The sequence below is a fragment of the Planococcus beigongshangi genome, assembly GCF_016820495.1.
Taxonomy (GTDB): domain Bacteria; phylum Bacillota; class Bacilli; order Bacillales_A; family Planococcaceae; genus Planococcus; species Planococcus beigongshangi.
In genome coordinates this window covers 147,302-174,129 of the sequence record NZ_JADHDU010000004.1, presented here as the reverse complement: position 1 = coordinate 174,129, position 26,828 = coordinate 147,302, and the positions used below count along the sequence as shown (strand labels likewise).

The 26,828-nt window shown below is 47.4% G+C and carries 25 protein-coding genes and 1 pseudogene; 7 read left to right on the top strand and 19 right to left on the bottom strand.

All coding sequences use genetic code 11. The features are described from left to right. Nucleotides 1–73: 73 nt before the first annotated feature. The 5 genes and pseudogenes from IQ294_RS10915 to IQ294_RS10895 all read right to left on the bottom strand — a co-directional run bounded on the left by IQ294_RS10915 (nt 74) and on the right by IQ294_RS10895 (nt 3,521). The gene (locus IQ294_RS10915) at nt 74–589 is read right to left on the bottom strand and encodes an isoprenylcysteine carboxyl methyltransferase family protein (protein WP_203334069.1); all 516 of its coding nucleotides are present in this window, start codon (nt 587–589) and stop codon (nt 74–76) included. Then, nucleotides 586–1,656: pseudogene (locus tag IQ294_RS10910) on the bottom strand (type III polyketide synthase). Before IQ294_RS10910 ends, IQ294_RS10915 begins: the two are co-directional and overlap by 4 nt. A 24-nt stretch (nt 1,657–1,680) precedes the next feature. After that, on the bottom strand, nt 1,681–2,376 hold the full coding sequence (locus IQ294_RS10905; protein ID WP_203334068.1) for a type 1 glutamine amidotransferase domain-containing protein: 696 nt from the start codon (nt 2,374–2,376) through the stop codon (nt 1,681–1,683). Between the two features lie 123 nt (nt 2,377–2,499). Further along, on the bottom strand, nt 2,500–2,946 hold the full coding sequence (locus tag IQ294_RS10900; RefSeq protein WP_203334067.1) for a YaiI/YqxD family protein: 447 nt from the start codon (nt 2,944–2,946) through the stop codon (nt 2,500–2,502). Continuing rightward, a complete protein-coding gene (locus tag IQ294_RS10895) occupies nt 2,946–3,521 on the bottom strand; it encodes a DUF1836 domain-containing protein (RefSeq protein WP_203334066.1) in 576 nt (191 codons plus the stop codon). Before IQ294_RS10895 ends, IQ294_RS10900 begins: the two co-directional genes overlap by 1 nt. Nucleotides 3,522–3,660: 139 nt before the next feature. Here IQ294_RS10895 and trhA point away from each other — a divergent pair, with 139 nt between their 5' ends. Then, complete coding sequence (gene trhA, locus IQ294_RS10890; protein WP_203334065.1) at nt 3,661–4,308, top strand: PAQR family membrane homeostasis protein TrhA; 648 nt, start codon at nt 3,661–3,663, stop codon at nt 4,306–4,308. Nucleotides 4,309–4,379: 71 nt separating this feature from the next. On the opposite strand, the gene IQ294_RS10885 is transcribed toward trhA, so the two are convergent. The 8 genes from IQ294_RS10885 to IQ294_RS10850 form a co-directional block, all read right to left on the bottom strand. After that, complete coding sequence (locus IQ294_RS10885; protein WP_203334064.1) at nt 4,380–5,213, bottom strand: STAS domain-containing protein; 834 nt, start codon at nt 5,211–5,213, stop codon at nt 4,380–4,382. Nucleotides 5,214–5,292: 79 nt separating this feature from the next. Then, nucleotides 5,293–6,468, bottom strand: a complete 1,176-nt coding sequence (locus tag IQ294_RS10880) for an MFS transporter (protein ID WP_203334063.1) — start codon at nt 6,466–6,468, stop codon at nt 5,293–5,295. Nucleotide 6,469: 1 nt separating this feature from the next. Further along, on the bottom strand, nt 6,470–6,895 hold the full coding sequence (locus IQ294_RS10875) for a MarR family winged helix-turn-helix transcriptional regulator (RefSeq protein WP_203334062.1): 426 nt from the start codon (nt 6,893–6,895) through the stop codon (nt 6,470–6,472). 933 nt (nt 6,896–7,828) lie between these two features. Beyond that, nucleotides 7,829–9,097 carry an acetyl-CoA hydrolase/transferase family protein gene (locus IQ294_RS10870; RefSeq protein WP_203334237.1) on the bottom strand — a complete coding sequence of 423 codons (1,269 nt, stop codon included), beginning with the start codon at nt 9,095–9,097 and terminating at the stop codon, nt 7,829–7,831. Nucleotides 9,098–9,213: 116 nt separating this feature from the next. Beyond that, nucleotides 9,214–9,429: a hypothetical protein gene (locus IQ294_RS10865; RefSeq protein WP_203334061.1), complete on the bottom strand. Its 216-nt coding sequence runs from the start codon at nt 9,427–9,429 to the stop codon at nt 9,214–9,216. Next, a complete protein-coding gene (locus IQ294_RS10860) occupies nt 9,422–10,099 on the bottom strand; it encodes a phospholipid phosphatase (RefSeq protein ID WP_203334060.1) in 678 nt (225 codons plus the stop codon). The genes IQ294_RS10865 and IQ294_RS10860 overlap by 8 nt, the downstream gene beginning before the upstream one ends. 80 nt (nt 10,100–10,179) lie before the next feature. Then, entirely contained in the window at nt 10,180–13,266 is a 3,087-nt protein-coding gene (locus IQ294_RS10855) for an AAA family ATPase (protein ID WP_203334059.1), read from the bottom strand. After that, nucleotides 13,263–14,429 carry an exonuclease SbcCD subunit D gene (locus IQ294_RS10850; RefSeq protein WP_203334058.1) on the bottom strand — a complete coding sequence of 389 codons (1,167 nt, stop codon included), beginning with the start codon at nt 14,427–14,429 and terminating at the stop codon, nt 13,263–13,265. Before IQ294_RS10850 ends, IQ294_RS10855 begins: the two co-directional genes overlap by 4 nt. Before the next feature lie 616 nt (nt 14,430–15,045). Between IQ294_RS10850 and IQ294_RS10845 the strand changes: the two genes are divergently transcribed. From IQ294_RS10845 to IQ294_RS10830, 4 genes are all read left to right on the top strand, one after another. After that, nucleotides 15,046–15,267 carry a transcriptional regulator gene (locus tag IQ294_RS10845; RefSeq protein WP_203334057.1) on the top strand — a complete coding sequence of 74 codons (222 nt, stop codon included), beginning with the start codon at nt 15,046–15,048 and terminating at the stop codon, nt 15,265–15,267. Between the two features lie 58 nt (nt 15,268–15,325). After that, nucleotides 15,326–15,766, top strand: a complete 441-nt coding sequence (locus IQ294_RS10840; RefSeq protein WP_203334056.1) for a YtoQ family protein — start codon at nt 15,326–15,328, stop codon at nt 15,764–15,766. Nucleotides 15,767–15,927: 161 nt separating this feature from the next. Next, a complete protein-coding gene (locus IQ294_RS10835; protein WP_203334055.1) occupies nt 15,928–16,443 on the top strand; it encodes a DUF2243 domain-containing protein in 516 nt (171 codons plus the stop codon). After that, nucleotides 16,436–17,221, top strand: a complete 786-nt coding sequence (locus IQ294_RS10830) for a cytochrome c oxidase assembly protein (RefSeq protein ID WP_203334054.1) — start codon at nt 16,436–16,438, stop codon at nt 17,219–17,221. Before IQ294_RS10835 ends, IQ294_RS10830 begins: the two co-directional genes overlap by 8 nt. Nucleotides 17,222–17,484: 263 nt before the next feature. Here IQ294_RS10830 and IQ294_RS10825 read toward each other — a convergent pair whose 3' ends face one another. The 5 genes from IQ294_RS10825 to IQ294_RS10805 form a co-directional block, all read right to left on the bottom strand. After that, entirely contained in the window at nt 17,485–18,285 is an 801-nt protein-coding gene (locus IQ294_RS10825) for a hypothetical protein (RefSeq protein ID WP_203334053.1), read from the bottom strand. Beyond that, complete coding sequence (locus tag IQ294_RS10820) at nt 18,272–18,796, bottom strand: RNA polymerase sigma factor (RefSeq protein ID WP_203334052.1); 525 nt, start codon at nt 18,794–18,796, stop codon at nt 18,272–18,274. Before IQ294_RS10820 ends, IQ294_RS10825 begins: the two co-directional genes overlap by 14 nt. Nucleotides 18,797–18,903: 107 nt before the next feature. After that, nucleotides 18,904–19,248 carry a YolD-like family protein gene (locus IQ294_RS10815; protein ID WP_203334051.1) on the bottom strand — a complete coding sequence of 115 codons (345 nt, stop codon included), beginning with the start codon at nt 19,246–19,248 and terminating at the stop codon, nt 18,904–18,906. 563 nt (nt 19,249–19,811) lie between these two features. Continuing rightward, complete coding sequence (locus IQ294_RS10810) at nt 19,812–22,649, bottom strand: YhgE/Pip domain-containing protein (RefSeq protein ID WP_238942800.1); 2,838 nt, start codon at nt 22,647–22,649, stop codon at nt 19,812–19,814. Nucleotides 22,650–22,651: 2 nt separating this feature from the next. Then, a complete protein-coding gene (locus IQ294_RS10805; protein WP_203334049.1) occupies nt 22,652–23,158 on the bottom strand; it encodes an Rrf2 family transcriptional regulator in 507 nt (168 codons plus the stop codon). Nucleotides 23,159–23,341: 183 nt separating this feature from the next. Here IQ294_RS10805 and IQ294_RS10800 point away from each other — a divergent pair, with 183 nt between their 5' ends. Together IQ294_RS10800 and IQ294_RS10795 are read left to right on the top strand one after the other, a co-directional pair. After that, nucleotides 23,342–23,638 (top strand): hypothetical protein, encoded by a 297-nt coding sequence (locus IQ294_RS10800; protein WP_238942782.1) that lies wholly within the window; start codon nt 23,342–23,344, stop codon nt 23,636–23,638. 525 nt (nt 23,639–24,163) lie between these two features. Continuing rightward, complete coding sequence (locus IQ294_RS10795; RefSeq protein ID WP_203334048.1) at nt 24,164–25,033, top strand: cation diffusion facilitator family transporter; 870 nt, start codon at nt 24,164–24,166, stop codon at nt 25,031–25,033. Between the two features lie 331 nt (nt 25,034–25,364). Here the strand turns inward: IQ294_RS10795 and IQ294_RS10790 are convergent, their stop codons facing one another. Further along, complete coding sequence (locus IQ294_RS10790) at nt 25,365–26,825, bottom strand: Msr family ABC-F type ribosomal protection protein (protein ID WP_203334047.1); 1,461 nt, start codon at nt 26,823–26,825, stop codon at nt 25,365–25,367. Between the last annotated feature and the right edge of the window lie 3 nt (nt 26,826–26,828).

Here is a 26,828-nt window from a genome sequence, read left to right as displayed (position 1 = left end):
TCTCTTCATATCTATTTGTATACCCTTAATATGCAATTCTAACTAGCAAATTATAAGATTTTTATTATTCATCCTAATTCTCCAGTTGCTGAAGGGCTTTTTCTTCAGCCGGAATTCGGACGAGCAGGAGCAATAATGCGTTTGCGATCGTAAACACAAGCGCCGTCCGCCAAGCGCCGAAAATCAGCGGCAATGAAAGGATTTCAAGGGCCACGACGATGTAATTGGGATGCGGAATCCAGCGGTATGGCCCTTTTCTGACTTTCTCCGCCCCTGGCAGAACCAGAATCTTGGTATTCCAGAATTGCCCCAATGACGCCAGTGCCCATATGCGCAAAATCTGCGCCACGATGAAAATGACGAGGAACAGCCACCAGATACCTGTCTCCATAATATCCAAGTAGAGCACTTCAACAAGCAAGGCGATGAAGAATAATACATGGAGCAGCACAATCCATTTATAATGTGCAGCACCCGATTCGATCGCCCCTTGCTGCTTCATGCGTTTTTCATTGGATTTCGCATACAGCATTTCTGCGAGCCGCTGCACGATTACAAAGATGAAAATAATAGTAAAAAACCAGGTCATCCGCTCTTCTCCCTCCATTCCAGCCACAGCATTTCTGAGCTGAAACCGGGGCCGAGCGCTGTCAGCAGCCCTTGTTCCCCCGCATTCGGGTGTTGATCGATGAATTCTTTTAGCACATATAAGACGGTCGGTGAAGACATATTGCCGAAATCCCTCAGTACATTTCTCGGATGTTCCGTTTTCCCGGTCCCGATCGACAAGGATTTTTCATAGGCGGACAATACTTTTTTGCCGCCTGGATGCGCGATGAAATGTTCGATATCCTCCGGCTTCCTGTCCAGTTTCTCCAAAAATTGATCCAGATTCGGCTTCAGCTAGCTTTCGATGATTTTCGGGATATCACGTGAAAAAACGACATGCAGCCCTTCGTCTTTCACATCCCATCCCATTACGTCTTCAGAATCGGGCATCAAAGTCGATTGGGTATCGTGTATGAAAAATCCGGTATCGTCGCCGCCAGCCTGTTCGCCTGTAACAAGCGCGCAGGCCGAACCGTCGGCGAACAGCGAAGTACCGATCAGATTGCTCTTGGAAAGATCCGAACGCTGAAAAGTCAGGCTGCATAATTCGAGACACAGCACAAGCACTTTGGCGTCTGGATAAGCCCGGCAATAATCATGGGCACGGCTGAGCCCCGCTGCCCCTCCCGCACACCCCAGGCCCCAGATCGGCATGCGTTTGATATGGGGCGGCATCTTCAGTCCATTCATGATGCGCGCATCGATCGTCGGGGTCGCCATCCCTGAACTCGAAACGAATATGAAAGCATCAATTTCTTCTTTCGCAGTGCCCGTTTCCTCCAGGCAGCGTTCGACTACCCGGCTGCCCATCCGCACAGCTTCTTCTATATAAAGCCGGTTCTTTTCTTCCAGACCGCGCTCTTTTTCAAACCATTCCAGCGGCGCAGCGGAATAACGCCCTTCAATCTGGCCGTTTCCAAAAACCCGCAGCAACCGTTCAATATCATCAAAATGGTCGCCGAATAAATTCCGGACCACCTGGACAATTTCCTGCTGGCCGACATGATAAGGTGCGTTTTCGGTAACCACTTTCCGAATTATGGACATCGCATGTGCTCCTTTCTGTTTCTTTTATGTTTGACCGAGCGCTTCAAGCTCTTTCAGCAGCTTGTATGCCACGCCCCTAGCCGAAGCCGGATTCTGGCCGGTGATGAGGCGTCCGGATATGACTGTGCATGGGGCCATCGGGATGGAGGCTTTTTTGAAAAGCCCGCCCCTCTCCTTCAGCACCTGTTCGAGTGAAAATGGAATATTTTTATACATCCCCATCATTTTCTCTTCCCTGTCCGAAAAACCTGTGACGACATGGCCGGACACCAGCAACCTGCCGTTTGACAGCCGGACATTCTGCAACCCGCTCGGTCCGTGGCAGACGGCCGTCACGTAGCCGCCCTGTTCATAGATCTGCCGCGTCAACGCCTGCAATTCTTCATTGTCCGGAAAATCCATCATCGTGCCGTGGCCGCCGGTAAAGTAAATCGCGGCGTAATCTTCAGCATTCACCTGTGACGGCACCAGCGGTTTCTTCAGCTGCACCATGAAATCGTCATCCATATAATAGTGGCGGGTCTGCCCATGCGTAACAGCACCGATCAGACTCCGCGGGTCGATCGGAACCCTGTCAGGCGATGTACTGATGATGTCCACTGCAAACTGTTTCCGCACCAAATGATAGAAATCCGTCAGTTCCCGGAGCCACAAGCCTGTCTTCTTCCCTTTTTCACCAAGCCGGGAGCTGTTCGTCACCACGATCAATACTTTATCCATGCCAATCCCCTCTCCGTTTTCGTGTTTTTTTCATTATTCCCCATTGAAGGAAGTTTACTCCTTCCATCGGAGCGGAAACTAAATAAACGATGGACACCGCCTTCTGCAGGCAATGTCCATCGTTTATTCGGGTACCGTATTTCGGATCAGCTCTTCCAGCTTCACTTTGAATAATTCATTGTCTTCCGGCTTTCGTTTTTTAGGGCCTTTCAGCCGGCCGCCGCCTGCCCGGATTTTCTTGGCTACATGCCGGCCGTGCAGCAGCTGATCGATATTCTCTTCCGAATAGATCCGGCCGTTCTGGTCAATCGGATAACCTTGTTTGGCAAGGACCATCGCAGCCAGGCCATAATCCTGCGTCACGACGATATCCCCTTTCTTCACACGGTTCACCAGCACAAAATCGACAGCATCCGGTCCTTTCGAAACCGTAATCGTCTCGGCACCTTCCCGGTACATCTCGTGGGAGGTGTCGCATATGAGAATGACGTCGCGCTGAAACTTACGGGCAGCTTCAATGGTTTCACCGACCACCGGGCAGCCGTCTGCATCGATCAAAATTTTCGCCATCAGACATCTTCCCCTTCCGACATGCCATCGACCAGCATTTCAGCCGCTCTTCTGTATAGATTGCTCATATGGGTGAGTGATGCGATGAGCAGCACTTTCTCGGCTTCTTCCTGTCCGCCGGCGGAACTTACCGGGTTTTGCCCCACTCTCTTGACGTGCTGTTCAAAATTGGCTTTGAACAGTTCATCGTCATGCTGCTGGATTTCCAGATACCATTGGTAGAACTCACTGAGGTCCAGTTCTTCCTTCGCCGCCCTGTCATTGATGCCGGCCAAAACTTTTTTCACATCTGCAATCGATAAAACACTTTTCATCTGATAAATCAGGCTGATTAACATGACATGATTGCGGGAATACTTTTTATTGGTTACGGGATAAAACAATTTCCCTTTGGCATAATTATTGATCATGGTCTTCGTGAGAATCTTCTCGTCCGGCTTTCTTTTCATGTCAGAAAAACCATTCTCGAACAATTGTATGACCTGGTCGATATATAGATCGATTTTCGGTATTTCCGACACTGGAATCTGCTTGTCCATCGCCAAGCGGCTAATGATCTCTTTGGCATCCGTCATTTCGGAACGCCCCCTTTGCTAAAGCTATTGCTTTAATTTTATACCATAACCTTAAAACAGCCAAGCTTGACTACCAATTATAATACATATATCATTACAAGTAGTTTCAATAACTACATAACGAAGAGGAGATACGAATATGCATGTATATTTCAGAGAACCTTTCAATGCAATATCCCATTTAATCGGCGCGCTCCTGTCAATCACGGCTCTTTTGGCCATGACAATGAAAGCGGGTACGGAAGGCTTGCCCACCTTGCAGATCGTATCCGTCATCCTGTTCGGGGCAAGTTTGATCTCCCTTTACACGGCTTCGACCGTTTACCATTCCGCAAAAGAAAGACCTGAAACCATCGCGTTCCTCAGAAAATTGGATCATTCGATGATTTTCCTGCTGATCGCCGGATCCTACGCCCCTTTCTGCCTGATTGCACTGGGCGGCACAATCGGCTGGGTCGTCTTCGGATTGGTGGCATTTTTCGGAATGAGCGGCATCCTATTCAAAATGGTGTGGTTCCATTCACCGCGCTGGCTGTCCACCGCCATTTACATCATCATGGGATGGATCATCGTCATTGCCATCGTACCGCTTTCAGAAAGCCTTTCCGCGACTGGCCTCGGCTTACTGATCGGCGGCGGGATCATGTACACGGTCGGTGGCATCATCTACGGTGTGAAACCGAATTTCCTGTCATTCAAATATGCCGGGTTCCATGAAATTTTCCATATCTTCATCCTGCTCGGCAGCCTGTGCCACTTTTTGGCAGTCTATTTCTATGTACTTTGAAAAGGTTGAACAGAATAAACCAAAAACCAGCCGCTGACAATTGTCAGCGGCTGGTTTTTATTGTTCATGGATTAAGCCTGCGTTTCCAATGCGCGCATCAGATTGGCATGGACTTTGATGTTTTTGAAATCGATGCCGAGAGTGATGGCCGTTTGGGCGATTTCCGGACGGATGCCCGACAAGACAGATTCGACGCCGATGATTTTCAATGAAGCCATGACCTGGAAAATCTGCTGTGCCACCATCGTGTCGATAATCGCCACTGCGGATAAATCGATGTAGAGCGTATCCAATTGCTGCTTCACGCTTTGGTCGAGCGCCGTTTCCAAAATGATTTTCGCTCGGTGTGTATCGATATCCCCCACTAACGGAAGGATGCCGATCCCCTTTTTGATTGGAATAACCGGACTGCTCAGTTCATAGATCATTTCCCGCTGGCTGTTAAGGATTCGCTGATCGGCTTCGTAATGGCTGATGGCAAACCGCTCAATTATAAAATCGAACGAGTTATTCAGGGTCTCAGCCCATTCCAGTGCATCCTTGCTGTCGGCTTCAACATTTTCCTCAAAGAATTTCCGCACATAGCTCCAGTAAATCTTTCGGAAGATCCGGATCTGGGCAATGACTTCGTACAATGGAACCGATTGGCGGGCACGGGCAGTTGCAACCATCTCCACCCATTTTTCCAAAGCTTCCCCGGCCCCATCTGTTTCGCTGATGAATACCCCCGTCACAGCTTCGATGAAAGCACCGTTTTGCGCCTTCAACTGATTTTCAATCTGTGGAGATGAATTGCCGGCATACATGGAGCCATCTGTTTTTACACGGCTGGCCAGCCATTCCTCCGTCATTTTTTCTTTATTGCCCATTAGATAGTTATATAATTCTGCTCGTTTATGCGCCATGGAAATAAACCCCTTTTGACTTTATGTCTGTCTCCCCAGTATAAGGCATAGTCTTGATTAAATGAAATTTATACCGCTGTTACATTTTAATGGATCCGGCAGATTTCGAACTGATCCATTTATAATAGATCCCGATCAGGAGCAGGAATACAGCGAGCAAGAGATACAATTTCGAATAGCCGAGCGTGCCGGCCATCACACCGAGCGCCAGCGCTCCAACGGCGATGCCGCTGTCATAGAAGGCGAAGAATGTGCCGGTCGCATAACCGCTCCGGTGTTTATCCGCAGCCTGGATGGCGAGAGTCTGGAAGCAAGGCAGCAATGTGCCGTACCCAAGTCCGATCAGCGCGCCGGACAGGAGAAGCATCCAGGACGTTTCCGTCAGGCTAAGCGTAAACAGGCCGATCGCAAAAATGACGATTGATGGGATGATGACATAATCCGGCCCTTTCCCGTCGAAGATCCTGCCGGTGAACGGACGCACCATGAGCATGGCGACCGCATAGACAACAAAGAAGAAGCTGGCTGTCTGCAATAAACCGAGGGAAGCCGCATAGACGGAGATGAACGTGATGATGCTCGCATAAGCGAAAGAAATTAAAAATCCGACGCTGGCAATCGGCATACTCTTCAATTCCAGGAAATTATGGATGCTCAGTTTTCTTGGAGCCAGCGTTTCTTTTGGAATCTTTTCGACCCGGACCATCAACGCACAAATAAACCCGATGATCATGATTACGCCGAAAACGGTGTAAATCGTTTTTGGAGAGGCAAGCGGCTGCATCGTCAATGCGATGAACGGCCCGGCAACAACTGCCAGGTTCATGGCGATGGCATAATAGCCCATTCCTTCACCCCGCCGTTCCGGTGGAATAATATCAGCTGCGATCGCACCCGCCACCGTCGTCAGCAAACTGAACCAGATGCCGTGGAAAAACCGCAGCAGCAGGAGTGCTGCCAGCGTGCCGACAAATATATACAGAATCGTACTGACAGCAAACATCAGCACAGAAAATACAAGAACTTCCCTGTTGCCGAATTTATCCAGGATCATGCCGGCACCGAGACGCATGATGATGGCACTGACGAGAAACACCGACGTTGCAAGACCGCCTTCCGTCACCGTACCGTTCAAATCCTCGACTACATATAACGGCACATATGTAAGCAATGCATAAAATACCGTAAATACAAAAAATGTACTGACGGATATATTGATAAAACTCTTTGTCCAAATCGGTTTTCTTTTAGTCATCCTAGACATCCTTTTCCGTGCGGGTCCCTGCTTTTATTTTTTTGAGCAGGTCCTGCAATTGTTTCTGTTGCGCCGGACTCAAATCCGACAGCATATCTGTTTCAAGACGGGTCACCCGGTCCTCGATTTCCGCCACTTTCGCTTCCGCTTTCGGCGTCAGGCAGACGATCCGCTGCCTTTTGTCCGTCCCTTCGACCCGTTCGGCCCAACCGCTTTCCTCCAGTTTTGACAACGTCCGCGTGACAGTCGGTGCCTCGACATTCAGGTATTGCCAAATTTCCGTCTGCGTCATTGGCCCGAATTGTTTCAGGCAGAACAGGACGGACCATTGTGCATTATATAAACCATATTCCTTCAGCACCTCGTTGACTTCCTTGATGGCCAAGCGGGATTTCTGATGGATTTCATGAAACAATAAATTCTCCATGGGAACCGCTCCTCTTGAATTACTTACCTAAGTAAGTATATTAGGTTTTGGAGGCCAAGTAAAGCTGACGCACTCTGCTGGCTACGAAAAGTGCTGATTGATGGAATGAAAGAACATTTGTTGGCGCAAATGTTCTCTGGATGGTCTTCGCTTCGCGAAAACCATCCACTGGGGCATGCAAAGCGAGGAAAATGTTGTCGATGAAGAGGATTTGCCGGGCCGAATTTCCAGTTATTTGGATATACTGTCCGGATCGGACATAATACTATCCGGGTTCTGAAAATACTATCCGGATTGGCTAAAATACTATCCGGAAATGAGAAATACTATCCGGACTCATTTCTCACACAAAAAACCAACAGATCATAGAAATGAAAGAACATTTGTTGGCGCAAATGTTCTCTGGATGGTCTTCGCTTCGCGAAAACCATCCACTGGGGCATGCAAAGCGAGGAAAGTGTTGTCGATGGAGAGGATTTGTCGGTCCGAATTTCCAGTTCTTTGGATATACTGTCCACTAAAGGCGAAATACTGTCCACTAGCATCGAAATACTGTCCACTGGAGCTGAAATACTGTCCGTTGCGATTTCCAGCAGTTTCTAAAAGGAAATCAGCCCTGATTTGATACGACCGCGAAATCTTTATTCCCATTATTTGGATATACTTTCCAAAACGGGCGAAATACTTTCCAATTCAGCTCAAATACTTTCCAAAATTCCTCAAATACTTTCTATTTCATTAATTTGACCTACGAAAAATTAATCTGCATAATTTTGTTAACAAAAAAGAGAAGTCCACCGATCCAGCGGCGTGCTTTGCCGCCGCCCGATCCGCTCTATTAATGCGGTTTACTCATATGGATAGAACAATAAATTTTTACCTCAAAAAAACCCGGAAACAGCAGCGCTGTCCCCGGGTCAGGTAAATCTTATGTTAAATGATAATCCCGTTCTTCTTCGCGTCAAACAGCAACTCTTCGCGGAAATTCGGATGTGCGATGCTGATCAGGCGCTTGGCGCGTTCAGAGATGGAGACGCCGTGGAGACGGGCGATGCCGTATTCCGTAACGATATTATCCACGTCGTTTTTGACGGTGGTGACCACTGAGCCCGGCGTCAGATTCAGCTTGATGCGCGACATCGTGTCGCCTTTGACAGTCGAAGCCATGCAGATATAGCCTTTGCCGTTTTCAGCAAAACGCACGCCTCGGGCAAAGTCGATCTGCCCGCCGCTTGATGAATAATATTTGCCGCCGACTGTTTCAGAAGCACATTGGCCGAACAGATCCACTTCCGTCGTGGCATTGATCGAGACAATGTTCTTCTCCAGCGCGATCTCCCTTGGGTCATTGACTTTACTGACCGGCAGGAACTCAACGACCGGATTATTATCAATGAAATCATAGAGCTTCTTCGAACCATAAGCGAAAGTGGCGACCACTTTACCGCGATTTGTAAATTTGCGCGTGCCGTCGACCGCTCCCGCTTTGATCAGATCGACTACTCCGTCCGGCAGCATTTCCGTATGGATGCCCAAATGGCGGTGATCTTTCAGCATGCTGATGACGGCGTTCGGCACTGAACCGATGCCGATCTGCAGCGTATCGCCGTCTTTGATGTCTTCGATGATCGAAGAGGCGATCAACAGGTCCTTATCGCTGATTTCTCCGGCTTTTTCCTCCATCAGCGGTGCATGATGCTCGACAAAACCGGCGATTTGGCTGATGTGGATCTGGTTTTGTCCATAAGTTCTCGGCATGTTCTCATTCACTTCAAGGATAAATGGAACTTCACCGACAAATTCAGCGATATAATCAGCTTGTGTGCCGAAAGTGAAATAACCGTGCTCATCCATAGGGGATGCCACTGTCATGATCATCGACATTTTCGTAACCTTCTTCAGCATCTTCGGCACTTCGTGGAAATTATTCGGGATCAATTCCATCTTAGCCTGCTGATAGACTTTCCGTGTCGCGCCGCTCAGGAAATAGGAAACATGCTTTAATTGTGCCAGCTCGCCTTTAATGTAACTGCGTTCGCGCAATGCCAGCATCTGATGGATCTTCACGTCCTGCAATCGGTCCGCGTTTTCTTCCAGCATATCCAGCAATTGGATCGGTTCACCGTTGGCAATCGGAATGATGATATCCGCGCCTTTATCGATCAATCCTATGACTTCTTCAGGATTCAATTTCTTTGTCATCTTTTTCACTCCCGCTTTTTCTGATAAAAACACTTTATCATACATATTGCCTTCTCCTGTATTTGCAAACTTACCGCTAAATTCACTTTTTTCGAAAAATAAAGAAAAACGCAGACTCATCGTCCGCGTCCCTTTCTATTTCTTGAAATTGAGTAAATCATCCCGCCCAGGCCAAATGCCACCATCAGGCCCCATAATACAAGTAAAACGTATGAACCGGTTCCGGTATCACTGTTCAGTACAGCGTATAGCTGAAGCACAAAGAATGCCAGACTGGCGAGCGCAATCAAGCCGAAATATAATAATCTTGATCGGTAGCTGAATTTATTCATGAGTAGGACCTCTTTCGGATGTTGTATGCTTTGTTTCCAAATGGATCTTCGTCCACACAAGCGAAGTCAGGAGAATCAGTTCGAAAATATTCGTCACAGCGGCACTGTCGACCGGAATCGTCACGCTGCTGCCGATGCCCATGATGACCGCACCGGCGAACATCCACGGCCAGCCTGCCTTCTTCCAGACAATCGCCCCCGCAATCAGTAAAGCGGCTGATACCAATAGGATCATTACCGGCGGTCCGGAAATCTCCTCAGCTGAAGCGTATTTCAAGACGCCATATTCCCTGACCGGCTCCAGTTCCGTCCCCCAGGTCACCTGCCAGATTTCAATCACAATCCCGATGATAAAAAGCGCAATTGCACTGTAGAGCGCCCACGATTTTCTCGCCCAATCGACTCCGGCAGCGCGCAGGGCACCAAGCGAAAACAGCACCAATGCCGGCGTCAGTAAGGCATGGATCCAGAAACGCAGGGCATTGAGCGTTTCCAATAGCGCACCTTCGCCTATGAATTTCCCGAGCGCAATAATGCCATTGTCATAGACCAAACCGAACAGCACCAGATAAACGGCCGCCATCAGCGTCCATTTCTTCTGCCTTGCCACTGCCCAGACAACCAGCCCGATATAGACGGCTGTGAGAATAAAGAATAACACCAAATCCATTCAATCACCTTCCGGAAATTACCTGTTACTTACTCCATTCACGCTCCGGAAGGGTTTTAAACTCTAAATCGGAAATCCTGCTATTTAATATGGAAACTCGTCTTACTGAAGCCTTCCTTCGACTTTCTTACTTCCAGAATCGCCGGTATTGCCGCCTTCAGTTCCTGGACATGTGAAATGACGCCGATCATGCGGCCGGAACGCTGCAGATCAATCAATGTCTCGATCGATTTATTCAGCGATTCTTCATCGAGTGAACCGAATCCTTCATCGATGAACATGGTGTCGATGGAAACATTTCCTTGGAAGCTTTGAATGACGTCAGCCATGCCAAGCGCCAGACAAAGAGAGGCATTGAATTTTTCGCCGCCGGACAAGGTTTTGACGTCGCGTGTCTGCCCCGTATAGGAATCATAGACATCGAGGCCGAGGCCGCTCTGTTTGCCGCGGGCTTCCTGCCTGTCGCTGCGGATCAGATAGAACTGCCCGTTCGACAAATTGCGCAGGCGTTCATTGGCTGCCTGGATAATCTGTTCCAGGTATTCAATCTGCAAATAACGCTCAAACGAAATTTTGAGGCTGTTCTGTCCGCGGATCATATCGTGCAGATCCGCCACCCGGTTCAATTGCGCTTCGGCTTCGGCCGCCCCTTCGACAGCTCCGTTGATCTGTTCCATCAAAGCTTCGCCTTTCGCGCAGCAATCCTTCGAATGATTCAACTTCGATAACGCCTGTTCATAATCGGTTTTCAATTGTTCGAGTTCCGCTTCCACCAGGGACAAGTCTTCATTTTTGCGTCCAGCGAGCAGTTCAGTGAGCTCGCTGATCTGCTGCTCAAGGGTGTGGCGGTCCTGGTTGAAACGCGTGATCTGCTGTTTCATCTCTTCCATGTCCGAATCGCGCATTTTCGCCCGCTGGTACGCGTCTTCCGTTTCAAATTCCGATTTCTCCAACGCATCCTTGAATTCCGCTTCCGCTTTTTGGTGCTTGGCAGTCATTTCGTCAGCAGCCGTTTTCGAATGCTGCAACGCCATTGCTGCTGAAGCCAAACGTTCTTTCGCTCCCTGGAATAAGTCCTGTGCCGCCTTCCAGACTCTCTCCATATCGTCTCTTTCAGCGATTGCCTGGCGAATTCGCCGCTCCAGAACGGCAAGCGAACGCATCTCTTCCGGGATCGACGCCAGTTTTTCAGCCAGCACCGCTTTCGCCGATTCAGCAGCGGATTTCTTATCATTCATTTCCATCAGGAGAAGCGAGCGGCTCTGCTCGGCTGTCTCCGTCTCCTCCACCAAATCCGCAAGCTTCGTTTTCCATTCGCGCAGTTCCGTTTTACAGCGCTGCAATGTTTGCACATCTTCCTCTAATTGCTGTTTGGCTTGCTCCAGCGAAGCTATCTCTTCAGCTGCTTCCGCAATGCCCCGCTCTTTCGCCTCCGCTTTTTTGCGGCTCCACTGCTCATCCAATGAAACAAGGCGCGCCGCAGCATTTCGGTAAGCGTTATCCAGCGTATCCAAACGGGATTTCTCCTGATCCAGCTGCTCTTTTGAAACAGCCGCCCCCCGCGCTCCCTGGTGTTTTACAGGATGCTCATGGCTGCCGCAAACCGGGCAGGCTTCGCCGTCTGTCAATTGCTCAGCAAGAAGATGCGCCTGGTCGGCAAACCAGCTCTCTTCGATCTCTTTATAGTTCGTCAGCGCTTCGCTGTATACCGCTTCTTTTTGATCCCTCACGGCTTGCTGGGCATCCACTTCCGTCTGTACAGCCAGCAATTCACCGGCGACGCGCAGGCGATCCTCTGCCGCTCTGAGTTCTTCGGGCTTGCTGTCAAAGCTGTCGGTCAGTTTCTCCAGTTCATTGACCTTTTCGGCTGCAGCAATTTTCTGCTGTTTTTTAGCGGTTAATTGCTGTTCGATTGCCTGAAAACGCTGTTCGGCGTCCTGAGCGGCGCTGCTCAAAACGGCGACTTCTTTTTCTTTCGCCGCCAACTCCTGCACCTGCGGCAATAATTGCTGAAGACGCAGCACCCGGTCCTGTGCAGCCGACCGCTCGTCGTCGCGGCCCTGCTGCTCGAGGAATTTCCCTTCTGCCGCCAGTTTCGCCTGTTCCGCCTGCTGTGCTTCCTCCACCGCCCGGTCGAGCAATCTGCGTTTTTCCGTCTCATTGACTCCAAGTTCCCGGTAAAGATTTTCGATATTGGCAATAAAACCTGCGCGCTCCGCCTGCTGCACCGCTTTTTCTTTTCCAGCGATTGCCGGCAGCTGTTCCGTCAAGGCTTTGTAGCGCTGCTCTTTTTCAAGCTTTTCATCAAAACGTCCATTCCATTTTTTCGCCTCGTGATAGCTTTCGAGTTTTTCCTGATGCTTTTTATACAGCGTTTCGTGCTGAATTTGGTCATCCGCGATCTTCTCTTTATAAAAGGCTGTTTCCAGCTGGAGTGCCGACAGGATCTGATGGATATTGGGCTGTTCTCTCCCTAGCACTTCGAACAATTCGGATTCCCGTTCCGGAAGCGAAGATCCGATGCTGCGAAGATGCCCGTTCAGCACTTGCGCTTCCAGCATATACGCTTCTTTTGCCGCGTCGCGCTTTTGTTTCAGCCGTTCGCTGATCATTTTATACGGTTCGGTCTTGAAGATGCGGCGCAGGATCTCTTCCTTATTATCCGTTTCAGACGTCAGCAATTTACGGAATTCCCCCTGCGGCAGCATAACAATCTGGCTGAACTGATTTTGCGTCAGCCCCAGGATCTCTTCGACGCGCTGGTTGATCTCCGACACGATCTGCCGTTCCACACATGGCTTTTCGCCGTCTTTATGAATCTCGAAAAATTCATAGCGTTCACCAGTCGGGCTTTTATTCCCCTTTTTGACGTGCGGCATCTGGCGCAGAATCCGGTATCTCTGATTGTGTATCTCGAATTCCATCTCGACACAGGTATGCACGGCATCATCCGCGAAGTCACTCCGCAGATTGCGCGTTTCGCTGCGGTCCGAACCGCTTGCTCCGCCGTACAGCGCAAACGAGATACCGTCAAAAATCGTCGTCTTTCCGGCTCCGGTGCTGCCGGAAATGACGAACAGCCGATTTTCCCGGAGATCATTAAAGTCGATTGTTTCCGTCTCCTTGTAAGGGCCGAATGCTGTCAGCTTCAATTTTAAAGGTCTCATGCTTTCACCTCTTCTTTTTCAGCAGGCTCTTCCTGCAGGAATTCCTGCAGCACTTCTTCGAAAATCGCCGCAGTTTCATCCGTCGCTCTTTCGCCTTTCACTTCTTCGTAAAATGCATGGAATAAAGACAGGGAATCCATCTGACGGCGCGACTCTCCGTCACCTTCCGATGCCTCCCTGACAAAATTCTTCCTTTCGACATGCATTGCGTTCGGGTAAACGGAACGGACCTTCTCCATCGGAAACAGGACCGGCGCATCGTCAAGCAAAGTCACGAAGACAAAATCCTCACTCACTTCGTGACGAAGGATTTCATCAATTGTGCCTTCCACCCGGCGCATATTGCGGCGCGGTTCCAGCAGCCTTTTTTCAATGGTCGCATTTCCGTCGCTATCCAGTTCAACCACCAAGTATCCTTTTTGGTGATGTTCTTCCGAAATTGAATATTTCAAAGGAGACCCCGCGTAACGGATGGTTTCATTCCGCACAAAATGGGCTTTATGCAAATGGCCGAGCGCCGAGTAATGGAACTCTTCCAAATGGGCCGCGCTGACGTGCTCCGCCCCTCCGATCGCCAGTGGACGCTCGGAATCACTTGTATTCTCTTCCTGTTCACCATGGGAAGTCACGAACGCATGACCGACAAAGACGTGGCGCACTGAAGGGTTCCACGACGTTTTGATATGATCAGTGATCGCTTTCAGTGCGTCATCATGTGTCCGGATCGCCGGATCATCGAAAATATAACGGACCATCGATGGATCGGTATACGGCACCAGGTGGAAATGCACTTCGCCATGTTCGTCTTGGAGTACGACCGGCTGCGCATCTTTTTTCACATGCCCCGCAATGTGAATGCCCTTATCTTTCATCAGGCGGCTGCCGAAATTGAGGCGTCCCGGACTGTCATGGTTCCCGGCGACCGCTAGCACTGGAGTCTCAAGTTCCAGAACGATTTTCGCCAATAATTCGTCGAGCAGATTGACTGCATCTGTAGGAGGCACTGCGCGGTCGTACAAGTCCCCCGCAATGATCACCGCATCCGGTTTTTCCGTTTTGATCGCATCTATAAATTGCTGCAGCGCGTATCGCTGTTCCTCCGTCATGTAAATCCCCTGGATGAGCTTTCCTAAATGCCAGTCGGCCGTGTGAAAAATCTTCATGGTTTGGCTCCTCTCTTTGCTCTGAAAAGAATATATGTTCGTTCCATTATACACGATTCTGTTTAGTTGTTTTAGGGGGTAATTAGGTTTATAATGAGAACAAGCGTTCTGTATAAATAAAATATAAATAGATATAACGCTTTGGCGCTATGGACAGTGCAAAGATTATGCTCCACCGCTACGCTCGTCGCAAAGGAGGCGCCATCTTCGTATGGCACACCTTGCCTCCCGCAATAAGCCGAGAAGAACACTCGTCTTATTGCTTCGGCCAATCCGGAACCGCGCCTTTGCTGAAGTTTACTTCTGGAGATGAGACAAGGTGGCAGAGTCCCCTCTTGTGCTGGCGAAGTTCTGAGAGACCCACTCGGACGATGGTCCGAGTTAACTTGGTATCGAAACCGGCGAAGAAGTAATATGTATCAGCAAATTTTTAATCTCATAAATTGAACTAAAGAAATAGCATATTATTTACCTTTTTGTGGCTGAAAGATGTCTCAAGAGGTATGAAGCAAAACAGCGCAGCGATGCAGGAGCATGGGTTTATGGAAAGCGAAGCTGTTTTGCGGAATATCGATTTTCAACACTTTTATTAAATATTGTTAAGGAGGGAAATGAAATGAAAGCACAGATCCTGAAGGCTTTTAAGTACCAGCAGCTGATCGATATGATGTATATGGCAAATGACGGGGACATCAGCAAACGCCGTGTAAAAGTCCTGAAAGTGAGCGGTGAAACGTTCCAGGCGTATTGCTTTTTGCGGAAAGAGAAGCGTACTTTCAAGATGGAGAATGTGCTTTCAGCCGTTCCCATTTTCAAAAAAGAGCGCATGATTGTCTGAAGCCACTCCTTTCGGGAAGTATGATACACTGAAGGAAATGGGTTTTGGAGGGTGAATCATGAGACTGACCGTTTATCTTGCAGGAGAAATTCACAGTACATGGCGTGAAGAAATCAAAAAGAAATCCCTGGCACTCGATCTGCCGGTCGATTTTGTCGGTCCGATGGAAAACCACGACCGTTCTGACAATATCGGCGAAGAGATTCTGGGCGAACAACCGAACGCGATTTCCAAAGATGCCGCTGCATCCAGTTTCAATAATCTGCGGACGACCGTATTGATGCAAAAAGCGGATCTGGTCATAGCGCTGTTCGGCGAACAATACAAGCAATGGAATACGGCGATGGACGCAAGCAGTGCACTGGCATCAGGCAAACCTACTATTATTATCCGGCCGGAGAAACTGCACCATCCACTGAAGGAGCTTTCCGCCAAAGCGAACGCTACAGTGGAAACATGCGACCAGGCGATCAAAGCCCTGTCCTATATTTTCGAATAAGGAAATCATTCACCAACGGAGAAAAAGAGCTCTTAGCCGAGCATCTTCTTCTCCGTTTTTATTTGTCTTTATTTCGGCTTCACCCCTTGGACTTTGGGGTATTGATGAGAAACGATTTCTTATGGCGGGTTTAAAATTCCAGGTTGTGAAAGGAGAATTCGATGGCGACTAAACCGGCAACTTCAAATTCTGCAGGCAAGACCGGCGCCCCTGCCGTGAACAGCAGCCGGAATTTTGGGTCGGGGCTGTTTTTCGGAATCGGGCTGATCGCTTTTATGGATGAAGTGGTGTTCCATCAACTGCTGCAATGGCATCATTTTTATGATCTGGCAACGACCCGGATCGGCATCCTTTCCGATGGGCTGCTGAACTCGTTCGCCTGGTTCGCCGCCATCTTTTCCCTTTTCATGGTCGCGGATCTCCGGCGGAAAAATGCGTTCTGGCTGAAAAAATGGATAGGCGCTTCATTTTTGGGTGCGGGAGCTTTCCAGCTTTTCGATGGACTGATCAACCATAAAGTGCTGAATCTCCATCAGATCAGATACAATGTCGATCTTCTGCCTTATGATCTCATATGGAATATCAGCGCTGTCCTTCTTCTTTTGACCGGCGCCTTCATCCTTTCGAAGGCACGGACTCCGCAGAAGAAAAAAAAGGCAGGCCGATCAGATGCATGAGCAACATCCGGCACAAACCACTCCCGAATTCCTGCCATTTTTTCTGTTCATGCTTTTGTTGGCAATCGTACCTTATGCAGCCGCTGTTTTCATGAGCAACCGGAAATACAGGAAATGGCCTCTGCACCGGTTTGTATTATGGTGCCTCGGCGCCCTGGCCATAGTCGCCGCTTTGACCGGTCCGCTCGCAGAACAGGCTCATCACGATTTTCGGATGCACATGGTGGTCCATCTGCTCCTCGGCATGCTGGCGCCTTTATTGATTGCCATGTCCTGTCCGTTGACCTTACTGCTCCGGACTGCGAGTACAGCGGCAGCCAGGAAATTGACGGCTATCCTGAAAAGCCGTCCGTTCCGGGTACTCGGCAACCCGATTACTGCCGCCATCCTGAATATCGGCGGATTATACCTGCTTTACCTGACAGACCTCTACCACTTGATGCATGAATCCATTCTTCTTTATGCACTCATTCATCTGCATATCTTTTTGGCCGGTTACCTGTTTACGGTTGCCCTTGTCTATTTTGATGTGACACCGCATCGTTTCAGCTTTTTATACCGCTCCAGCGTGCTGATCATCGCTCTTGCGGGACATAAGATCCTGGCAAAAACGCTTTATGCCGATCCTCCAGCAGGTGTCGGGCGGCAAGAAGCCGAAGCCGGCAGCATGCTGATGTATTACGGCGGTGATTTGATCGATGCCTTTCTGATTTTCTTCCTGTGCTGGCACTGGTATAGAGCGGCAGGGAAAGGCATCCGGCATTCTCAAATGACCTGATTGCCATACAATAAATTCAGTGATGTCAAAAGCCCTTGTCCGGGTGCAGACAAGGGCTTTCAACTTTTTTATAAGGAAGCGGTCTTTTTAATCCATTCCACAAATTGTCCACGATTCAGTCCAAGAACTGAGCAATGGCTGGACACAAAGATTTCATTGTCCGGCATGCTAAATGCAGGCATGCCGGGAGAGTGGGGATCTGACGCAGGTGCATCTGCGCGCGCTGTTCCGAGAGCACCACCAAAAGGCAGTATCCATTTAAATCATTCTTCTTCATTGTCTTTAAGTTTTTGGAGCAAGCCGTCTTCCAGCCCATCCAGATATTCGATCTTCACTATCTTGCCTTCTTCCGAAACAGCAGCTGTCCCTTCAAAATCATGGTAGCTCGTTTCGTTATTTCCGTTTCTGTACTCTACCTGGAAACTTAGATCATATACCGACGGCCTGCCTTCAATTTCCTCAATCTCGATATCAGTGGCAGCCAAGTTGTAGTCGTGATTAAAACCTGAGTACATAAAAGCATGCATAACATTTATGAATTCCTCATAGCCGCCTTCTGTAAAATAAGCAGCATAGGTTTCTTCCATATACCCCATTAATGCCTGATACTCCGGCGACTCCAGATAGGCTTCATAATCTTCCATGTATTCTTCTGAAATTTGAGCGTCCATTGCCGCGTCCAATAATTCTTTGTACTTTTCATCCGGTCCATCGAATTCCTTTTCGATAACGGCACGAATCGCTTCTTCACTTCCAGCGGCAGCGGAACCTTGATCTCCTGTTACAGCAGGAGCGGTTTCAGTATCATTTCCTGGATTCGCACTGTCCGTCCCTAAGTTCTGCGAGATGAACAGATAGCCCGCCACTAAAATGATCATGAACAGCATGAAACTGGAAGCCAGTTTAAAACCTCCGGAAAAACGCTTTACGGATTCCTGTTTATCCAGTTTCGATAGGATCCGATGGTGCAGTTTCGCCTGCCGTCTCTCATCCCAAACCAGATCATGATCCAATTGAGTCAATTGGTCATCCAGCAAAGTTCTCTGATTTTCAGTTTTTTTCATAGAAAATCCCCTCCTTGTTCAATTGATCTTCCAGCGCAGGAATTGCCCGGGACAGGGTGTTTTTAACTTTGCTTTCCGGCCAATTCAGAATTTCGGCTGTTTCCTGGATACTGAATTCCCTTATTTTCCTAAGGATGATCACTTCCCGATAAGAACTTTTTAACCGTCCGAGAGCCTTGTAAAGTTCTTTGGAGTTCTCTTTTATCTCCACAGATTCTTCAGGTAATTCGCTGCGGTTTCCTCCAATGAACAGGAGTTCCTTCAACAGTTCCAACGGCTTCTGTTTCCGGATAAAATCGATGGTAAGATTGTGTGCGATGCGAAAGAGCCAGGTTTTAGGATTCGCCTTTCTTTCGAATGTCTCATAATGATTGAATGCTTTGATGAAGGTTTCCTGCGTTAAATCTTCAGCTTGCTGATCATCACGCACCATCAGCAAGATATACCTGAATATGGAACCACTGTGCTGCTCATACCATGCTGAAATTTCCCTCTTCTTTTCAGTGGCCAAAAAATCCCCCCCTTTTTTATGCTTCTATCTATTAGACGGACTCAAAATTCAAAAGTCTTATTTTCTCAAATTTTATCTGAAATCGATGTGTGGCTGCATTATCCTGATCAATCCAGCATATGAATCGAAGTGATCGATTCAATTGCAAGCTGCATGCGGCCGCCCGCCTCTTCACATATAATACGCCCCCGCTCCCAATCGATGTCCCGGACTATGCACCGATGAAAATGGAAATGGCGCTCCTGCCACGACTGGATAAAAACTGTGCATCTGCGGTCGCAGGCTACGAAGAGCATATCCAGGATGGCTTGCTGTTCATCGGCACTGAGCATCGGCTGCGGGTCGCTGCTGTAATCATCCGCGGAACTCCAGGCATGCTCGGATACAAAAAGTCCGTCCCATTGCGTTTGTTTTCTTCCTCTTCTTTTTCCGATCCTGCTTCTTTCCTCCATAATTTACTCCCCCTCAAAAATAGGAACATTTGTTCTTATTATACCCATAAAAAATATGAAATGCTTATTTTTGGAGAAATTTTCTGCTTCAGGGGAATCAATCTATCTCCAGACAGGCTGATTCCCAAATATTCTTGGTTCGTCGCTGTAATCCCTTTATTCTATAAGAATAATAAAATCCCGAAGACCGGTTTTGTATTAACCAGCCGGTCTTCGGGAGTGGAAATTCAGCGTATTCTCTTAGTGCTGCTTCCGGTAATTTGATGATTTGCAAACTCATATTTACTCGGAATTGTTACTTAAAATCCTTACGTAACAACATTTTAATTTCCTACTTTCCAGTAACCTGGTTCGCACTTGTTACTCTTCCCTGAATTCAACAGTTTCTTTTATATACTCAATATCATTTTCTTCAATTTTATAAAAATCAATAAGCAAAACAGAGAAAAGAGACTCACGGATGAGTCTCTTTTCTCCATTTTCATTTAACCTTTTTCATCATTTCTCCAGATAAAAACCTGGAAATCACAGCACGAATTTCGAATCAATTGATGTCCAGCCGATCAGCTTTCTTCCGCCAGCTTGAATGCTCTGCGGCTCCGTATACTCAGCACGAGCCAGAGCAAGGCATTAAAGCCCAGGAAGAATATTCCGAGGATAGAAATGCTCATGATAAATGTTCCGCTTCCATACGCGGAAGACATCGCTTCCCGGAATCCGACAACCGCATAGCTCATCGGAACAAAATCGTGCACACTGCGGAAGAAACCGTTCGTCAACTCTACCGGGAACATGCCTCCACTCGCACCCAATTGCAGGACCAGCAGAATCATGGCAATGAACCGTCCGGGATTTCCGAAAGTCATCCCCAGGAACATGATCAGGAACATATAAGTGAGTGAAGTGACGATGGAAATTGCTATGAACTCGCCTGTATGTTCCACTTGCAGCTGAAAACCGAATAGCATGATAGCGTCAACTATCAATGCAGCTGCAGTTGCCTGAACAAACCCAAGCGAGAATTTGCTTAACCACCATGCAGTGCCCGAAGTGGACCGGCCTGCCGGGGTATTAATTGGGAATACGATGTTGAATGACAAAGCTCCAACAAAAAGACCCAGCGATAAAATATAAGGTGCCAGCGCATGACCATAGTTCGGCACTTCGCTGCGCTGGCTTTCGGTAGCTGTTGCCGGAGCTGCAATCATTTCAAAATTGTCATCTTCGATTTGGACGCCGTCCAAGTCGGCTGCTCCTTCCGACAGACTCGCAGCGAGTTCAAAGGATCCTTCCTCCAAACGGCTGATGCCTTCGCCCAGTTTTCCCGAACCGTTCTGGAGCTCACTTGACCCTTTACGAAGTTCACCTGCGCCGCCGGCAAGTTCATTTACTCCACCGGAAAGTTCCGGAACTGCTTCTGTCAGACGTTTTGTTCCATCCGCCAATTCATCGGCACCCGAATTCAGTTTTGCTGAGTTGGCAGCTAATTGACCGGCTCCTTGTTGAATCTGGCCTGCTCCTTCTGCCGCAGCTGACACTCCGGCGGTATAGGCAGCAGCTCCTTTTTCTAATTTCAATGAGCCCTGTTGCAATGCACCAGCTCCATCAACAAGTTCCATTGAACCTGCTGACAGGGAAGAGACGCCTTCGTTCAGGATGGAACTGCCTTGTGCCAATCCATCGACTGCAGCCGCGAGCTGAGGAAGACTCTCTGCGGCCTGTTCTGCACCTGCCTGCAATTTTGCACTGCCTTGCACAGCTTCCCCTGCTCCTTCACTGAGAGAAACTGCACCCGGTATAAGCTGGCCTGTGAGCGTATTGTGGACAGCCGAATAACCGCCCAGTGCTTGGCTCGCACCGGGATTCACCTGGTCCACCAGGTTTTTCAAGTTCGTGATTTGCTCCGGCAATGAACCCAATGATTCAAAAGCTGGAATAATCTGTTCGTTCAAACCGGATGATACAGCAGCCAGGTTTCCGGCAAGCGCTTCAATCGACGCTTGCTGTAATGTTGATTGTTCTGCAGCACTCCCGCTTACAGCAGCCGACAATTCCGTCTGCTGTTCTTCAGTCAAATTGCCGTAAACTGGTGCCGACTGTAACGCGGTCAATGCGGAAGTCGCGGCAGAGTTCTGCAATTCACTTAAATTTTGCTGGGCCGCCGCCAAATTCGCTTGAAGGTCTGAAGCTTCTTGTCCGCTGTTCGTTACAGAAACTGCGCCGTTCAATTGACTGATGCCTTTTTCAATTCCTGCAAGCCCTTCCTGCAGTATCCCGATTTGTTCAGCCGCAGGGAGACCCTTATCCAATTCCTTCAATCCGTCCTGAAGTGCCGAACTGCCCGCTGCCAAATCAGCCAGACCATCGCCCAGTGCAACTTGGCCCGACACCAACTGCTGGATGCCAGAAGAATCGTCCGCCAACTCGCTGGTTTTCGACTGCAACTCATGCAAACCGTTATCTAATCTGGCACTGCCTTGCTGCGTTTCTGAAAGTCCATCGCTCAATTGCTCAGCTCCCGGTACAAGAGATGCCAGTCCTTCCGACAGAGTTTCCGTACCTTCTACAAGAACTGAACCATTATTATCCAGCTCAGCAGTTCCTTCCAACAAGCCAACTGCCCCGTCCCGCAGGCTGGCCACCCCGTTGGTATACTCAAGAATCCCTTTGGCAAGCTGATCAGCCCCCTGATCCAAAGTTGATATGCCACCCGCAAACTGGCTGACACCGACTTCCAGCTTCTCCGCACCATCCTGGAAACTCAAACTGCCTTTTGAAAGTTCACTCAAACCTGCAGTCAATTCTCTATTTCCTTCTTGCAATCGTACAGATCCATCATTCAGCTGGCCAGCACCATCAGCTGCCTCGCCTATACCATCGCCCAGCGTTTCAATTTGCCCAAAAACCGCTTTTACATATTCTTTGGTCACATTTTCAGCGATTTCTTCTTTTATATTCATTGTTGCCTGGTTGCTGACTGCTTCAATAAAGAAGCCACGCCCGGGATTTGTTTCATACTCTAAATTCATGGCTTTGGGTTCATCACCCATAGCGGAAGCAGCATTTGCCGAAAAATTGGCCGGGATAGTCAAAACCATAAAGTATGTACCATCATCCATTCCTTTTTCAGCTGTTTCGGCATCCGTAAAATGCCATTCGAGCGCTTCATTTTCTTTTAGGTTGTCAACCAACTCATCTCCCACCGCAAATATGCTGCCTTCATATTCGGAAGGGATATCCTCGTTGACGACTGCGACTGGCAACCGCTCTGTTTTACCATATGGGTCCCATGAAGAACCGAGAAAAAACCCAGCATAAATAATCGGTATAAACATCATGACAATCATTGTTCCGAGCAAAAGCGGTTTGGCCAGCAATTGTTTCCATTCCTGTTTCAGCATTTTCACTTAAAATCATCCTGTTCTTTATCTAATACATCACTTAAAGTTTCCCGATTCCAGTTCAATGTCGGCAAATCCGACATTCCCAGCCCTTCTTTCAAAAGGTCGGCCGCCGTCACTTTGGAGAAATATTCAACCAGTAAACGGTCTCCTTGTGAAAAAACACTGCGAAGAAGTTCCTGCCCTTTTTGAGCATATCTGCCTTCATGAAAAGCGAGGCTTATCAAGCCCGTATCCGGGTACATCCGAATTGGACCTTCCATCGCTTCAATAACATCGAGCAGCGTAATATCCGTTGCGGCTTTCGCAAGCGAAATACCGCCATTATTACCTGGAACCGACACGACAACTCCTTGCACAACCAACTTTCTCGTAATCTTTTTCATGTAGGAAGGTGACACACCCAGTCTGCGGCTGATTTCATCTGAAGCAAGCGGAGCACTGCTTTCCTGTGTGGCAAGCAATACAATAATGCAAATTCCCTGTTCGACACCTTTTGTCAATTGCATATGAAGAACCTCTTTTCATCTACTTCTAACATCCATTATGGATATTATATATCCAATTAGAAATTTTACTCCTTTTCCGGGAAAATGCAAGCGGCGGGTCAGATTTATTAAATGACAATAAATAAAAAGACAACACGCAAATTCGCAGCTGCACTCCCCCGTCTCCATACGACGGTAAAGCGCATGAAAAAGCAAACGCAAAAAACAGTATGGACTCAAGTGGTGAAAACGGGAATCATCAAGTCGAATCTGATTCCGATGGCCGCCCGGATTGATCCTGCTGTACATTGCTTCGCCTTTAGCATCCTTGCCCGTGTTCTTAGGCGTGTTTTCCGTATTACGATGCTACACCATCTGGAATATCGAAGTTGGCAGTATTTCAGGGCAAAGCGCACCTATCTCCAAAGCAATATTTATTTGGTTTTACTTGTGCTCTCCGGCTTTTTGTTCCTGCCGCTCAGCCTTTTCCGGCCCCCGTAAATTGAGAATCGAAGCCCGGAATGTTTTTTTCCTTGGTGCATATGATGGGCGTATATTTCACCTTCATCATCTGTGCTTCGCTCGGCTTGAGACTTGCAGCCATTTAACGAACTTACCGATATACAAAAGAAGATCTCCAACCAGTGATTTATCACCGGTCGGAGATCTTCTTTTGATTTTTGAAGTTCTTCTAAAGTATTGGTGTTATAAGAAGATCTCTTATGGGAATGAAGAGTCTGGATACGGATAGAATACAGTCTGATGTTACCTGCTTCCGATAATATGTCATATGTTAACTTTTTTTATATACCGATAAATCTACCTCTATACATTTAAAAATAGGCTGAAAGGCAACTAAGAAAAGCTATCACGTTAGATTTCACAAGGATTTGGAGTGTCTTTCCTTATTGAAACTTTCTTGCCCTACCTCCCCCCTTATGCTATGCTGAAAAACCTTTGCTGTAGACCCACTCGATAAGCGGCTGTTATCATATTCAAGTGACTTTGAAAGTGGGGGAATGAACTATGGAACAAGAAAGATATGATAATTTAAAGCTGGGGGAAAAGGGTGCGATCATTAGTATTACCGCCTATATTATCTTATCTGTACTCAAGCTGTTTATTGGGTACATAGCCGATTCGGCAGCCCTTACAGCAGATGGATTCAATAATGTGACCGATATCGTCGCTTCTATAGCAGTTTTGATTGGATTGAAATTTTCCCAAAAGCCCGCAGATGATAATCATCCGTATGGACATTGGCGAGCTGAAACAATCGCTGCATTAATTGCCTCTTTCATTATGATGGCAATTGGCTTGCAGGTAGTCTATGCGGCTATCACTTCTGTTTTTGCCGGACGCCACGAAGCTCCCGATCTGCTTGCAGCCTGGACGGGCGGTTTTTCTGCAATTATCATGTACTTTGTCTACCGATATAACATAAAGTTGGGTAAAAAAATCAACAGTCAGGCAGTCCGTGCTGCAGCAAAAGATAACCTTTCCGATGCCTGGGTAAGCATCGCGGCAATGGTTGGAATTATCGGTGCTCAATTTCATTTGCCATGGCTTGATACCTTGACAGCCGTACTGGTGGGCTTCTTAATTTGCAAAACCGCATGGGGAATTTTTTGGGATGCCACCCATGATTTAACGGATGGGTTCGACAAAAATTTGATTGAATCATTTAAAGAAACCGTCTTAAGCGTTTATGGTGTCACAGGAGTCAAAGACATCCGAGCCAGAAACTATGGCAATCGTGCGGCAGTGGATATTGTTCTGCTTGTCCGGTCCGATTTGGATATTCGCGTTGCTCATGACATTTCAACAAAGGTGGAAAAAGAATTGATGAAGATGTATGATATCTCTGCTGTTCATGTGCATGTGGAACCAAATTAGTAGAAAAACGCTAAAGATTCTAACTCTCTAAGAGATTTCCTTAATAAAACAACTTTTCGAGAAATCTTAGTATTTCGCTGATTTAAATTGCTGCTTAAGGAGTAGGATTTAAAGAAGGACACTTGAAACATCAAAAAGGAAGAGAAAATGCTCTAATTGGCAGCTTCTCTTCCTTTTTTCTTCATTAGATGTATAGTTTATCTCTGCCGATAATCTGATGATATATAAACTGGAATAAAAGACTAAAAATCTTCTCGAAATACAAATCTTTCAAGTAATTAAAGAAACAAAAAATAGTCATCGACTAATATCGATGACTATTTCAAGTTCCTTATATCAATTGCAACTTCTTATTACTTAGGATGTACTGAATATCTGCTGAATTTCGGATAAAGAACTCATCATGGGAAACAAATACGATGGTGCCTTGATAGGCCTTTACGAACTGCTCTAGTGCTTCAATCGCTTTAATATCTAAAAAGTTAGTTGGTTCGTCCAATAACAGGATATTATGAGAACCTAGAAAGAGTAAACAAAGCTGCAGCCGGATGGCTTCTCCCCCGCTTAAATCTTTCACCTGTTTTAGCAAGTCTGTATCCACAAACTGCATCGAATGAAGGACGCTCCTTAAAAAGCTATCCTCATGTTCCGAACGATTTTTGATGTAATGGAAGACAGTCTCATCACCGCTGAACTGATAACTCATTTGCTGAAAATACCCGATCTTTGCTTTAGGAGAAATGGTCAATTGCTCATCCTTTCTCGCAATTCGTTGAAGCAATGTACTTTTACCACTCCCATTCACACCTGAAATCGCAATCTTTTTACCAAGTGGAAGTTGGAAGTTCACTTCTTCCAATAATATATTATCTCCGGCATATAAAGTGAAACGATTGGCCATGATTGGAAATTTATTGTGCAGCTCCAGTGCTTTCTGATGTGGAAAAACAATCGGCTTCTCAACTTGAACCTCACTCACTTCCTCGAGCTTCTCCATTCGCTGCTCGATTGCCTTGGCCGCACGATGTACCGCTTTCTGGCTTGTGCCTTTGGATTTTGTCTCAAACATTCGATTTGCCATGGCCTTTGATTCCTTCTTCGAATATTTTCCGGCTTGGGCAACCTTCTCTGCTTTCTTCATCTTTTCTTTTGCAGCTTTTTCCAGTCGGTTCTTTTCTTTTAAGAACTGTTCGTGAGCTTGATTTTGTTGTTCCCATTCCAACCTTTTTTGATTCATGTAGTCGCTATAATTTCCCGAATACACATGCACTTGCCCATCCTGGACTTCCCAGATCTTTGTCACAAGTTCATCCAACACGGCCCGGTCATGGCTGATGATCACCAAAGCACCATAGTAATAGCGAAGTTCTTCGAGCAAATACGAAATGCCCTGCTTATCCATATGAGTGGTTGGCTCATCCAGCAATAACGCTTCATAATAATGACTCATTAGCTGAGCGAGCTTTAATTTCGTCTGTTCTCCACCACTCAGTGACTCTAGATTTCGTGGTACCGCTAATTGCCTAAGCAATGCTGGATCAATACCGGCCTCTTCTTTTTTAGGAGTCTCCAGCTGTTTAAAGTATCCTGGATCAACGTAACTCTTCACTTGCCCCACTGTTGGCTGAATTTCTTTCGCTAATAATTTCAGTAATGTGCTTTTTCCTGCACCGTTTTTCCCCACAATGCCAATGCGGTCAAACTGGTGGATAGCTAGATCTTCAATTCGCAAGATTTCTTTATCTAAATAGGACACTTCAATATTTTTTAATTCAAAACAAAGTTTTTCCATTTT